Raw genomic sequence first — 12,743 nt, 5'->3', positions numbered from 1 at the left:
CCTTTCTTTTTCTTCAAAAAAGAGCCTGCAACTTTTCCCTCACCTCTAAAAGCCACTTCTCGTCTGTTGACTCTCCGATGAGTCGCACCACCGGCTCCGTGTTGGAAGCTCTGAGATGTACCCAGAGTCTCTCACTCCCTCTTGCTATATCCATCCGTATCCCATCGAGGGTATGAAACGAAGCCGTAGGGAAAAGCTGTTTTAATGTCTCTGTGAGAGTCCCTATATCAAGACTCCCTGAAAACTTTTCCTTGAGAGAAAACAGACGGGGAAAATCCTCTACAAGGGTAGAAAGTTTTTTGCCAGAGGTAGCCATGGCCTCAAGAGTGAGAGCAATGCCCACGAGGCTATCCCGTCCTAAATTGGCCCGGGGATAGATAACCCCTCCGTTCCCCTCCCCACCAATGACAGCTCCACGGTTTTTGATTTCTTCGACGACGTTCGCCTCTCCCACCTTGGCATAGTAGCACGGTTGCCCTGCCTGAGCAGCAAAGATTTCACTCACAAGAGAAGTGGAAAGATTCACCACGACAGGACCTGGAGTTTTTGAAAGAATATGCCGAACCGCAAGGGCCAATGTCCACTCCTCACTCAAGATTCTCCCTGTCTCATCGGCTATCACTAACCTATCCGCATCAGGGTCCTGGGCAAAGGCCACATCGGCCTGATAACGTTGCACAAGCTCTGGAAGATGGGCAAGGTTGGCAGGAGTGGGCTCAGCCACACGACCAAACTCACCAGTGAGCTCCGTATTCACCCCTATCACCCGACACCCCAACGCCTCAAGAAGCTTTGTCGTGATCGGCCCACCCGCACTATTGACTGGATCAAGTACTACCGTATATTTTTTCTCCTGAATGGCTTTTTTATCCACCACGGAAAGCACCCTCTCCATATGAGCCTCGGCTATGTCGGCCGTCATTTGTGTATCGCCAATGTGTTTCCAGGAAGCATAGGAAAAAGGCTTCCCCTTCAAGGAGAGAAGGTGTTCCAGATCCTTTTCGGTAGTAAACGTCCCTCCCCGAACCACAAACTTGAGGGCATTCCATTCAATAGGGTTATGCGACGCTGTGATAATAATCCCCCCATCAAGATGCCACTCCCGGACACCAAAAAGCACAGAAGGGGTTGGCACAAGCCCCGCATCTACAACCTCAATCCCCATGGCATTCAGGACACTGGCCACATAACGGGCAATGAGAGACCCTGTTTTACGACCATCCCGACCCAACAGGACCTTCACCTGATTCCCTGTGGCCCTCTCCCGAAGCATCATCCCAAACGCGTAGGTATACTCCCGGAGAACCTCAAGGGTGAGGCTTTCCCCCCAGATACCACGAATCCCAGAAACACTGACCTTGAGTGACATACCTATACCTTCATCTTTTTGACAATAGGTGCACACCTTTCACAGAGATCAGGATACTCCGACGACTCCCCTACATGGACAGAATAATTCCAGCATCGAGCGCATTTTTTCCCATCGGCGAGTTTTGCCTGCACCTTCACATTGTCATCCTCAGCATCCGGAGAAGAGACCGTGGTATATTCCACCTGAGAGACAATAAAGAAGAACCGGATATCCTCTTTGTACTTGGCAAGCAATTCCTTAGTATAGGGATTCTTTGCCTCAAGAAGAATCTTTGTCTCAAGGGAACCGCCTAAGTCTTTTTCCCTTGACCTCAAAACCTCAATAGCCTTGAGCACACTCTCCCGAATATCAAGAAGTGCCTTGAAATCCTTGGCGAGGTTTTCGTTTCTCCACTCAGCAGGAATCACAGGCCAATCCTGAAGAAGCACACTGTCTCCTTCTCCCTTGGCAAAATAGGTCTGGTACACCTCCTCCATGGTGAAGGAAAGAATAGGAGCAAAGAGAATGGTCAGAACACGAAGCATCTCATACAGAACCGTCTGAGCAGAGAGCCTCTCATAGCTTTCCCTCTCGTAGATATACAATCGGTCTTTGAGAATATCAAGATAAAAAGCACTGAGATCCACCGCACAGAAGTTATAAAGCTCACGAAATCCGCGATAGAATTCATACTGATCAAAGAAAGTGGTTACCCTCTCGGTCAGAGAAGCAAGTTCAGAGAGCATGTAGGCATCTACAGGTTTGAGTTTACCCACGGGAACTTTTTTGTCCGGTGAAAAACCATCAAGGTTCCCCATGATGAAACGGAAGGTATTTCTCACCTTGCGGTAGCTATCCACAGCCTTTTGGATAAGGTTTGCCCCAATGCGCAAATCCCCCCGGTAATCCTCTGTCACCACCCAGAGACGAAGCACATCAGCCCCAAATTTGTCATACACCTCCTTGGGAGAAACCGCATTTCCAAGGCTCTTGTGCATCTGGCGTCCCTGTTCATCCAACACCCACCCATGGGTAATCACCGCCTTGAAAGGAGCCTTGTCCTTGGTGGCCACCGAAGGCCAGAGAGAAGCCTGGAACCATCCCCGGTACTGGTCGTTTCCTTCAAGGTACACATCAGCAGGAGAATGGAGCATGGGATGTTTGTCAAGAACGGCAATATTGCTCACCCCTGAGTCAAACCACACATCGAGAATATCTGTTTCCTTGCGGAAGGTCTTGCCGCCACAATTGTGACACACCGTTCCAGCCGGCAAAAGTTCGGCTGGTTCTCTATCAAACCAGACATCGATCCCGTGTTCATGAATGAGCCCAATGATATGGTCGATCGTCTTTTTATCAAGGTGAGGTTCATTGCAGTACTCGCAATAAAAAGCTGGAATAGGCACTCCCCAATGCCGCTGGCGAGAAAGACACCAATCAGGCCTGTCCTTGAGCATGTTTTCAATACGGGTCTGTCCCCACGCTGGAATCCACTGAATATGGGGAAGTGTCTCAAGAGCCTTTTTGGCCAACGCCGGATCAGAAACCTTGAAAAACCACTGGGGCTTGGAACGAAAGATGATAGGATTTTTACATCGCCAGCAGTGTGGATAGCTATGATCTATATCCGCCCGGGCATAGAGCCTGTTTCTCTCACTGAGAAAGACGATAATCTTCTCGTTCGCCTCGAAGACGTTCATCCCTTCAAACTCGGGAACCTCAGGGGTAAACTCTCCCTTATCATTCACAGGGGAAAGCATCTCAAGCCCTGTTTCCTTGCCGATGAGATAGTCTTCCATACCATGACCGGGAGCGGTATGCACAATTCCCGTTCCCGTATCCATGGTCACATGCTTTCCAAACACAATCTTGGACTCTCGCTGAATCCATGGGTGTTTCACCACAAAACCTTCCAGATCTTTTCGAGAAAGGGGTATGGTCTTGCCCACCTTGCCCTCTTTCACAGAAGCCACAGAAGAGAGAAGTTTTTCTGCCACAATCAGGTACTCCCCTCCAATCTCAGCAGCCACATAGGTTTCCTCCGGGTGGAAGGAAAGCCCGGTATTGGCAGGAAGCGTCCAGGGTGTTGTGGTCCAGATGAGAACAAAAACCTCTTTGCCGGCAAGATCCGAAACCCCATGCTTTTCCACCGGGAACTTCACATAAATCGAAGGTGAACGGTGATCATGGTATTCAATCTCGGCCTCTGCCAACGACGTCCCACAGTGAAGACACCAGTGCACCGGACGAAGCCCACGATAGATGAGCCCTTTCTCTACAATACGCCCAAAAGCCTCCACAATAGCGGCCTCGTATTCATGAGACATGGTGAGATAGGGATTCTCCCAATCACCGATACAGCCAAGCCTGCGGAACCCATCTCGCTGAATACCTACATATTTTTCAGCGTATTTGCGACACTCAGCCCGAAGCTTTTTCACAGGAATCTCATGGGCCTTCCCTCCCAATTGATCCACGACCTTGAGTTCAATAGGAAGCCCATGACAATCCCACCCCGGGACAAAGGGCGTTTTGTATCCTCGAAAGAACTTGTATTTCACAATCATGTCTTTGAGAATCTTGTTGAGAGCCGTTCCAAGGTGAATCTCCCCATTGGCATACGGGGGACCATCATGGAGAATAAAAGTAGGAGCCTTGGCTCTTTTCTCCAACTGCTTGAAATAAATGCGATTCTTCTCCCACATCTCGAGAATCTTTGGTTCCTTCTCAACCAAGTTAGCCTTCATGGAAAATGGGGTATTGGGTAGGTTAACCGTCTTACTGTAGTCCATGAATCACTCCTTTCATAGAAAAAGGTTTCTTTTTATTATACGGCAAAGGGAAAAGAAATGCAAAAGTCTCTGGTTTATAAGAATTCCTCCTTTCATATTTTTTCAAAAACCCCCCCTCCACCACTTGACTTTTTTCTCCTTTTGTGCGATAATATATACGAAGCTGTGGGGGCTCCGCCTGGGGAATCAACTCCACAGTGGAGCGGTAGCTGTCCAGGCCAACGGCTACGACGGCTCTCAGCTTTTCCTGAAACATTTTTATTTCAATGCTCACTCTCAAAAAACAAACTCCCCCTTCGCAAGGCGTGTTCCACCATCGGTCGTAAAACCCAATATATAACGTATTTCAGATCCGCTTCCTTTACCCCATAATTGAACATTTGTTCTCTTTTTCGTTATTTTCTCCCCTTTCTCCTCTTTCATGAAGCGCTTCCGCGCGGGACAAAAGGGGCTCCGCCCCTTTTGAAAACCCCACCCCCGCCCCTGCGGCGGTTTCTGTAGCCACCGACCTGTCTCCCACAGTGCGGGCTGAAACAAAAGCCTGTAGCCCCGCTCTCTTCTGTAGCCGCCGGGGGACAGTCCTCCATGCCTGACCCCGGGCTTCCTCACCACCTCCTGTGGTTCGGCCAGTGGTGAAAAGACAATGGCTTCCGTTACCAACCCGCAGGGCACGTGTCACCCCGGGGCTTCTCCTACGGCGCACCGCAGGCAGGGGCGGGGAAGGCTATGACCTTGTTTCAGCAAAACACCCCATGGGTTGAACGTTTAATCTCTCCCCATACAAACTCAAGCAGTGGCTATCACCTTGTTTCAGGGAGAAAAGCCGACCACGGCTATTACTCTGTTTCAGCAAAACCCCCGCGGCTCCGCTTCGGTGGGCTTGAGGGCAAAAGCAACACAAGAGGTCGCCACGGGCACCTCCTGTGCCCTCACTTCGGAAGGACTTTCCCACTCCACGGCAAAGGACACACTACCGCAAAAGCGGCCCGGTGGGTACTGAGCGAAGTCGAAGTGGGGTACAGAAAAAAAGGGGGGGTGAAAGAACATAGCCCTCTCCCACCAGGTCCGCCTGGCACGTGTCCCCTGCCGGGGCTTCTCTCAGGTGGCACCGCGAGCAGGGGCAGGAAAAAGGCTATGACGATGTTTCAGCAAAGAACCATGGTTTAGCTGAAACAGGGTAATAGCTCTCTCTTGCCGTAATGTTTTTAAGCAAGTCTATAGGCATCGGAATAGAAAGCTATGGGGTTATTTCCCTTCACAGGAAAGGTGAAAATAGCCATTCAGTTTCATATGTGGAACAACCGTGGAACGACAAAATTTTTTCAAAAAACACCCTCCACCGCTTGACTTTTTTCTCCTTTTGTGCGATAATATATGTGAAGCTGTGGGGGCTCCGCCTGGGGAATCAACTCCACAGTCGAGCGGCGGCAGACCAGGCCTCCTGCCGTGCAGGCTATCACACCTGCTGAAAAATCTCATCCCCCCTTTAGGTCATACCCTTTGAAACTTTCCTGTGGAGAGGATATAGTACGAAGGTCAAATTTATCCTCTTACTCACACCTGAACAGTTTGATTGAAACGACACTAACGGCGTTGATTGCGTGCCTTTGTATGATGAGCTGGAACTTGCAGAAAAAAGGCCTTATAATATGACTCTGAATTTTGTCTATAGGCTATCTCAGAAGCTGGAACTTGCAGAAAAAAGACCTTATAATATGACTTATATTTTTTGAGACCCTTGCACGACTCTTTTCTCTGTCTCTCTTTTCCTCTTTAGCGAATTCTTCGAAAGAAAACAGAAAAATATCTGAGCGCCGACTATGTTTGTTAGGGCATCCAATGCATTTTCTAAGACCTTTTTCCTCCTCAAAAGCCTTTTTTCTTCTCTTTTGACCTTTTTCTCGCTCCTCTTTCCTTATGCAAGCATAAGGGCTGCCATCTTGAGATTATAAGCCATCGCCTTGAGTTGAAACTCTATCTGAGCTTTTTCGAGTCCAACATACCTTACTCTCTCAAATCCCATATGCTTTTTCAGATGTCCAAACACCTGCTCAATTCGATAACGAAGCGTACTTATCGCTTTGTTTTGCTTCTTCTCTTTCTCTGTGAGAGGTCTATTCCTCGCCGCTTTTTTCATAATAAAGTTCACGAAACCCTGTTGCCTCACAAGTTTTACATTTTCTGCCCATGCATAACCCTTATCCGCCACAACAAAACTCCCCTCACGTAACTTGAGATTTTTCAAAAGTTTTCCCATCTCCTTCATATCCGGAACATTTGCTGGCGTCATATGCCCCCCTATAATAAACCTTCCCTGCCCATCAACCGCTACATGAGATTTGTATCCATAAAATACCTGATTCCCTTTCTTAAGATATCGAGCGTCTTTATCATCAGAATATCTTATCTCCGAAGAATTTTCCTTTCCCTCTTGCTGATCCTCCTCTTTTCTATCTTCCGGCAATATCCTGGCATCAACTGTCTTTTTAGGTCGTCGAGAACTCTTTATCACTGTAGCATCAATAAGTGTACCCTTCTTCACAATAAGTCCCTTCTCCTCAAGTTGCTTGTTAAATTCATCAAAAAGTACCTGATAAAGATCAAGTTTCAAGAGTCTATTCCGAAAACGACAAATTGTGGTATAATCAGGAATTTCATCGCTCACATGGAAACCACAAAACCTGAGAAAGGAAAGCCTGTCTCGAAGTGATTCTTCCGCTTGCTCATCAGAAAGGTTATAGAGATGCTGAAGAATAAGGACTTTGAACATAATCAGCGGAGGATAGGCTTTTTCTCCTTTGGGGCTTTTCCCCGCCTTGTAGGAATGAGATAAAATCTTCTCAATTTCATACCAGTCAATAAGTTGATTGATTTTATCTAAAATGCTTTTCTTCGGTTTTCTCTTTAACTCGATTTCATAATCGGAAAATCCTGGGCTGCTCGTTTTGATTGGCATATGGGCCTCCTCTTGCCTCGTTCCTGCCTTATAGTATAACACATTTTCTTTTAATTTCAAGTAAGGGAAATAAATACTGCTTTTCCCGCTTTCTTTTTTCGCTTTATCTTGCTAACAAATCGCTACCCGTGCAAGGGTCTCTTTCTTTTTGTCCCGCTTTTTTGAGGTTATGAGGGGGATTTTTTCTTCTTTTAGCCAAGGACAAAGGTTATTTCCACGGATGCAGGGTATATTATTTATCATAACTCCTCCATAAATATAAATTTGAAACCACTTTTTCATAATACTTATCAAAATCATTCGTAATCTCAATCATTTTACTCTTAAATTCAACACAATCACTACTAACAGGTTCATAATAATAACAATTATAAACACTAAAAGTCATATAATTTGGTAATAAATACAAATAATTAAATTTTTTATCAAAAATCTTATATGCTTCCAAAAGAGAAAAATCAGTATTATCTTTTAATCCATCAACAAAATCAACAAAAGTTTCTTTAAGAAATAACCTAACAACCTTAGTTTCATATTCATACATATTAAAAAGGTTCTTATATTTATCAGTATCATCAATACATACTACAATATACCAATAAACAACCAAAATAACAAATCCATACACAAAGAAAATATTTGAAAATCTATCAAACCATTTCATAATTTACCCCCTCTTATTATTCAATATACTATAAAATTTATAAGGTTCATTATCCAAAATAAACCTTACATACTCTTTATTCTTTCTATACTTAATAATAAGTTTAATCTTTTCAAACCCCCTACGAACCGAAAATCCACCTTTATAAAATAAAGCATAAAAAATATAATTTATATACAAAACACCCCATAAAACAAGTGAGTTCATAAACATACCAAACAAAAATAAGAAAATAGAATAAAAAGATTTAGTAGATAAATGAAAAACAGCAATGGGAACCATAACATAAAATGCTGATGGTATAAAAATATAAATAAGAATAGAAATAATAAATATGAAAATCATATTCCAAAAACCTTCATACAAAACACCAAGAACAACCCAAACAAAATTGGTTTTACCACTCAAAACTCTTTCTTCTTTACCTGTAATATCTTCCTTAAAATAAATACTTCTTCCTTTTTTGTATTTAAGAAATCTCACATTAAACCATTTCATAAAAACCTCCTTTCCTATCATTCTACAACTTATATGAGACCCTTGCAGGAATACTTTCTTCCTGTATCTGGATCAGGGGCTACGCCCCTGAAACCCCACTTTTTCTCTACAAGGGCTTATTTGTCTTTTTCATTCAAAAAAAATAGAATTGTTTATTGCTGACAAGAATATTTTTTTAAAAATTTTTTAAAAATTTTTATATAATTATTTTTTAGAAACACTAAATATTTCTTCTGGTAATGCTTCTTCATAGTTAATATTTGCAAAATATTTATTATAATCTTCTTCCTTACCATTCTTTTTAAGATACCTTTCAATTGCTTTATTAAAGAAATAAAACACTTTTGATAAATCAGTAAAATCTTCTGTATTAACTAAATGCTCAACAGCAGATGGTCTATAAAAATAAGTTGAAATATATCTTTCATTATAAAGTCTATCAAATTCATCAATATCAACCACAAAAGACCAAGTATCTATTGCTTCCATAATAATAAACCTTGTCTTTTTATAAAAAGGTATATAACCTAAAAGATATGTATCAAAGTAATATTTTGCATAAATTGGTGTAAAAAACAGTAAATAATATCCACCAAATTCGTATTTATGAGACAAAAAACAATAATCTCCAATAAAAATTGTATGTTTACCAAAAACATTAAATACATAACCAATAAAATAATCTCTATTATTTATAAAATAATCTTCAAAAGAATTAAAAACATCTTTATGATACAAACTTTGAGTATAATTTTTTATATCAACTTTATAAATTTCAATTGCTTTTTCTAACTTCTGATACAAAACACCATCAATTTCAATATAATAAACATAAATAACAAACTTATACATTCCACTAATATGACCATATGTATATGTTTTATATATATCTACATATTCTTTTTCACTAAATCCTTCTATATCTTCAACATTTCCAGAAACATCTTTCCTTTCAATAAAAGCAAAACCATATTTATTGAGAACTTCCTCTGTAAGAATATAATCTGTTCGGCTATACATAAAATCCTCCTTTCCTATCTATTCTACAACTTATATATGTATAAAATTTTTTATAACTTAAAAATTCTACTGATTATACCCCAAAAAAGCCCTGGCCCTTTCTCGAGATCCCAGACTTTCCATAAAAGCAAACTGGGCTTTTCTCACCTTGCTCACAGCATGAGTATTAAGAGGTAGAACTCCTGCCACCTGAATCCCGCGAAAATCAAGAAAAAACAATCGAATACCCCGAAGAGCACACTGAACAATCAAATCAGAAGATAGTCCCACCCCCCTTCGGCACACGGTGAGAGTCTTGATTTTGCTGAGCGGATACTCCCGTTGTTTTTTCCCCTCATGCCATACAGAAAGCATCCCCTGTTCAAGTCTGAGGTATTCAGCATATTCTGTCACAAGAATATGCTTCATCGTTTTTCTCCTATTTCGGAAATTTTCAATAGATTCTGCAAGTTCCAGTAAGACCTCTTACTGGTCGCAGGTATTGTCCCACGGGACAACCTTGCCACGCTTTTTTGGGCGTGGCATTTTTTATTATAAGAAGTTTCAAAAAAATGTCAATTATTTCGCAAAGGAAAAATGACACTTTCGTCAAACAAGAATACCCCCTGAAAAACCACCCCATCTCACCCCCTTTCCACCCCCACTCTTCCCGCTTTCAGTGCCTCACAAAACCCTTCCCAGGATTTCTCCTCCATCTCAAGCACCGTCACAAGACACCCAATCCCCTCTGGATAGTGGGCATCAGACGAAGCCACACAGGGATAACCCTCCATATTCGCTATCGGATAGGGCGAGAGCCAATAACTCTTGGAAAGTTCAATCGCATCAAAGCCTGTCTCTTCAGGGGCAAGAAGAAACCCAAGATTATCCAGAAGCCCACTACCGGGCCTGTCAATATGCGATGGAATGGCAAGTCCCCCCCTCTCATGAATGGCCCTGACAATCTCCTCCAGTGAATACCCACAGGCCTGCCCAAGATAACGTTCCACCTCACCCAACACCACCTCGTCCTCATCCACATACACCTGATCCCCATACTTCTCAGGATCAAACGAGAGAGGGGAAAGAGACTCATACACCCACTCCCCTACAGATAACGCCTCCTCAGGGCTCTCAAAAAGCCCCAAAATATGCACCTCCTCACGAGAGGCGACCTCAAGCCCACAAAGGGGGAGAATACCCTTTCGTCGAGCATAGGAAAAAAAAGCCGGACAATTGAGTGCACTATTGTGATCCGTGAGAGCCACAATATCAAGACCTCGAGAGAGAGCCTCCTCTACGATCCGCTTTGGAGACATCTCCAGACTCCCACAAGGAGAAAGACACGAGTGGATATGAAGATCAGCCCTTAGCCTCATGCCTTGATGAGATCATGCACGCGATAAGAAGCCTGATACTGATTGAGAGGTGTCCTGAGAAGAGGAAGAGACTCACTATCCGCCGCCTGAATCATATCCTCTGGGATCTGTCGGGCATTGCAGATGAGAATAGCCGATGCCCCCACCATCGTGGCCACCGCAATCGTATTCTTATGGGCCTGAATAGTTATCAAAAGAGACCCCTCCTCCGCATTGGCCATCACATCACTCAAGAGATCAGAGGTATACCCCGTCGTCACTTCCCCATCGGCATAACTCGTATTCACCACCTCAAAACCAAGCGCTTTGGCGATTTCTGTGACTGTCATGATTTTCCCTCCAGATAGATAATCGATTGTATCTCTGTCCCTCTTCCCACCTCAGACGAGATCCGAAACTCATCAGAAACCCTCTTCGTATTGGGGAGTCCCATACCTGCCCCAAACCCAAGCGAACGAATCCACTCACTGGCGGTAGAAAAACCCTCTCTGAGAGCCGCCTCCACATCGGCAATTCCCGGTCCATCATCCTTGGCGATAATCTCTATCTTCTGATCATCAATGATAAAACTCATCTTGCCTCCCACGGAGTGAATCACAATATTCATCTCCAGTTCATACGAAGCGATAGAAGCCCGTCGTATGAGAGGAGGGGCTATCTTTTTTTCCTTGAGAAGCCGCTTCAACTCAAAAGAAGCCTGTCCCGCGTGTTCAAAATCATACCGTTTAATGGTAAACTCACGATAGATAGCCTCAGAAACATCGGGACGCTCCTTGATTTTGTTTTCAAGACTTTTGATCTCCTTGTTGAGCTCCGCTACCAGAGCCGAAAGAATATCCCGACTGGTGAGCATCCCCACAAGATGCTTGTCCCTGTTGATCACAGGAAAACGCCTGTAGGAAAACTTGTTGAAAAAAGAAAGGGCAAACGACAAAGGCATATCATCCTCAAGCACAATGAGATTGGTGGACATGTGCATTTTCACAGGATCGTTGATATACCCCCCGTCCAGGGCATTGATGATATCGTTCACCGACACTATCCCGACTAAATGCTGCCCCTCCACAATAGGAACACCGGAAATCTTCTTCTGCTTCATGATATGTTGAACTGTCCGCATTGTATCCTCAGGAGAAGCGGTATAGATCTTCTTCTGCATGGCATCACGAACCTTGAGCCGAAGAAGAATCTCCATCACCGCATTGGCGGACTTATCAGCACTGATGGGAATAGGATTTTTCACCTCTGCCTCCGCTTCACAGGAAAGAGTTCACCCAACAGCACACAGGCCTCAAAAAGCGAATAGTCCGTTCGAAGCAGATTGATATGATGTGCCTGACACAGCTCAAGAAAATCCGGGGGAACCTGTTTGGCATTCGTGACAAGAATAGATGGAGCTCCCACCATATAGGCTGTTCTCACCACCTGAGCATTGGCGAGATTGCATACAAGCAGAAAATCCTCCATCTCCGTGGTGAGTACATCGCTCATGAGCCCTGAAGCCACCACTCCTTTTATAGGAGTGGTGTTGGCTTCATAGAGAATCTCACAATCTAAGGTTTTCTGGATATCGTGTATAGTGACTGATGTCATCGTACACCTCCGAAACACTCTCTTTTGGAATAAGCCTGAACCGACGCAAAATCCGTGGGGTGAGACACCGAAGCACACAGAAGTAAAGCCCCATGAGGACAAGGGCTCCCCCCACACTCCACAGCGTTGGCAACCACTGGCTCATCACGGCACTTCCCACAATCAAAAGAATCGTCGGAATGAGAAAAAGAAGGGTCGCAATCTCTATCAGAACCGTCTCTTTCATCTCTACCCACACCTCATCACCAACCCTCCAGTTTCCTTTTGTCCAGAGGGTGAGCCTTCTTTCCCCATTCTCTATATGACAATGCCCATGAAGACTGCACTGATTACAGGAGGAGGCACTATGCTCCACAATATCAATCACCACACGATCACGATACACTTCACGAACTCTCCCAAGCTCTCTCATGGTCTTCCTCCTTTTCATAGGGTTGCCTATAGTATAGACAAAAGAGGGACTTTTTGCAAGGTTTTTGTTCTCTTTTTGTGATAAAATGGTACATAAAAA

12 protein-coding genes are annotated in these 12,743 nt (G+C 43.9%); all 12 read right to left on the bottom strand.

The genetic code is table 11. The annotated features are described in order from the left end of the window. Window positions 1-13: 13 nt before the first annotated feature. The 12 genes from glmM to BREVNS_RS06195 all read right to left on the bottom strand — a co-directional run bounded on the left by glmM (window position 14) and on the right by BREVNS_RS06195 (window position 12,644). A complete protein-coding gene (gene glmM / locus BREVNS_RS06250; RefSeq protein ID WP_483426162.1) occupies window positions 14-1,369 on the bottom strand; it encodes a phosphoglucosamine mutase in 1,356 nt (451 codons plus the stop codon). A gap of 2 nt (window positions 1,370-1,371) precedes the next feature. Next, entirely contained in the window at window positions 1,372-4,143 is a 2,772-nt protein-coding gene (gene ileS / locus BREVNS_RS06245; protein WP_483426161.1) for an isoleucine--tRNA ligase, read from the bottom strand. A gap of 1,915 nt (window positions 4,144-6,058) precedes the next feature. Continuing rightward, a complete protein-coding gene (locus BREVNS_RS06240) occupies window positions 6,059-7,099 on the bottom strand; it encodes an IS5 family transposase (RefSeq protein ID WP_483426160.1) in 1,041 nt (346 codons plus the stop codon). Window positions 7,100-7,331: 232 nt separating this feature from the next. After that, entirely contained in the window at window positions 7,332-7,763 is a 432-nt protein-coding gene (locus BREVNS_RS06235) for a hypothetical protein (RefSeq protein ID WP_483426159.1), read from the bottom strand. A 3-nt stretch (window positions 7,764-7,766) separates the two neighbouring features. Further along, complete coding sequence (locus BREVNS_RS06230; protein WP_483426158.1) at window positions 7,767-8,261, bottom strand: hypothetical protein; 495 nt, start codon at window positions 8,259-8,261, stop codon at window positions 7,767-7,769. Between the two features lie 204 nt (window positions 8,262-8,465). After that, window positions 8,466-9,281 (bottom strand): hypothetical protein, encoded by an 816-nt coding sequence (locus BREVNS_RS06225; protein ID WP_483426157.1) that lies wholly within the window; start codon window positions 9,279-9,281, stop codon window positions 8,466-8,468. A gap of 66 nt (window positions 9,282-9,347) precedes the next feature. Beyond that, on the bottom strand, window positions 9,348-9,689 hold the full coding sequence (locus BREVNS_RS06220) for a CRISPR-associated endonuclease Cas1 (protein WP_483426156.1): 342 nt from the start codon (window positions 9,687-9,689) through the stop codon (window positions 9,348-9,350). A gap of 215 nt (window positions 9,690-9,904) precedes the next feature. Next, on the bottom strand, window positions 9,905-10,639 hold the full coding sequence (locus tag BREVNS_RS06215) for a PHP-associated domain-containing protein (RefSeq protein WP_483426155.1): 735 nt from the start codon (window positions 10,637-10,639) through the stop codon (window positions 9,905-9,907). Continuing rightward, a complete protein-coding gene (locus tag BREVNS_RS06210; RefSeq protein WP_483426154.1) occupies window positions 10,636-10,968 on the bottom strand; it encodes a DRTGG domain-containing protein in 333 nt (110 codons plus the stop codon). The genes BREVNS_RS06215 and BREVNS_RS06210 overlap by 4 nt, the downstream gene beginning before the upstream one ends. Then, window positions 10,965-11,882, bottom strand: coding sequence for a CBS domain-containing protein (locus BREVNS_RS06205; protein ID WP_483426153.1), 918 nt, complete (start codon window positions 11,880-11,882; stop codon window positions 10,965-10,967). The genes BREVNS_RS06210 and BREVNS_RS06205 overlap by 4 nt, the downstream gene beginning before the upstream one ends. Next, window positions 11,879-12,232 (bottom strand): hypothetical protein, encoded by a 354-nt coding sequence (locus tag BREVNS_RS06200; protein WP_483426152.1) that lies wholly within the window; start codon window positions 12,230-12,232, stop codon window positions 11,879-11,881. Before BREVNS_RS06200 ends, BREVNS_RS06205 begins: the two co-directional genes overlap by 4 nt. Next, on the bottom strand, window positions 12,186-12,644 hold the full coding sequence (locus BREVNS_RS06195) for a SoxR reducing system RseC family protein (protein ID WP_483426151.1): 459 nt from the start codon (window positions 12,642-12,644) through the stop codon (window positions 12,186-12,188). Before BREVNS_RS06195 ends, BREVNS_RS06200 begins: the two co-directional genes overlap by 47 nt. Window positions 12,645-12,743: the final 99 nt, after the last annotated feature.

It is taken from the genome of Longinema margulisiae, from assembly GCF_025266855.1.
Lineage (GTDB): Bacteria > Spirochaetota > Brevinematia > Brevinematales > Thermospiraceae > Thermospira.
The sequence above is the reverse complement of the archived record's forward strand: the minus strand, read 5'-3'. Positions and strand labels throughout refer to the sequence as shown.

Excerpts from the sequence above, each read along its gene's own strand:
- glmM (WP_483426162.1), bottom strand. The coding sequence starts at position 1,369 with ATGTCACTCAAGGTCAGTGTTTCTGGGATTCGTGGTATCTGGGGGGAA.
- ileS (WP_483426161.1), bottom strand. The coding sequence starts at position 4,143 with ATGGACTACAGTAAGACGGTTAACCTACCCAATACCCCATTTTCCATG.
- BREVNS_RS06240 (WP_483426160.1), bottom strand. The coding sequence starts at position 7,099 with ATGCCAATCAAAACGAGCAGCCCAGGATTTTCCGATTATGAAATCGAG.
- BREVNS_RS06235 (WP_483426159.1), bottom strand. The coding sequence starts at position 7,763 with ATGAAATGGTTTGATAGATTTTCAAATATTTTCTTTGTGTATGGATTT.
- BREVNS_RS06230 (WP_483426158.1), bottom strand. The coding sequence starts at position 8,261 with ATGAAATGGTTTAATGTGAGATTTCTTAAATACAAAAAAGGAAGAAGT.
- BREVNS_RS06225 (WP_483426157.1), bottom strand. The coding sequence starts at position 9,281 with ATGTATAGCCGAACAGATTATATTCTTACAGAGGAAGTTCTCAATAAA.
- BREVNS_RS06220 (WP_483426156.1), bottom strand. The coding sequence starts at position 9,689 with ATGAAGCATATTCTTGTGACAGAATATGCTGAATACCTCAGACTTGAA.
- BREVNS_RS06215 (WP_483426155.1), bottom strand. The coding sequence starts at position 10,639 with ATGAGGCTAAGGGCTGATCTTCATATCCACTCGTGTCTTTCTCCTTGT.
- BREVNS_RS06210 (WP_483426154.1), bottom strand. The coding sequence starts at position 10,968 with ATGACAGTCACAGAAATCGCCAAAGCGCTTGGTTTTGAGGTGGTGAAT.
- BREVNS_RS06200 (WP_483426152.1), bottom strand. The coding sequence starts at position 12,232 with ATGACATCAGTCACTATACACGATATCCAGAAAACCTTAGATTGTGAG.
- BREVNS_RS06195 (WP_483426151.1), bottom strand. The coding sequence starts at position 12,644 with ATGAGAGAGCTTGGGAGAGTTCGTGAAGTGTATCGTGATCGTGTGGTG.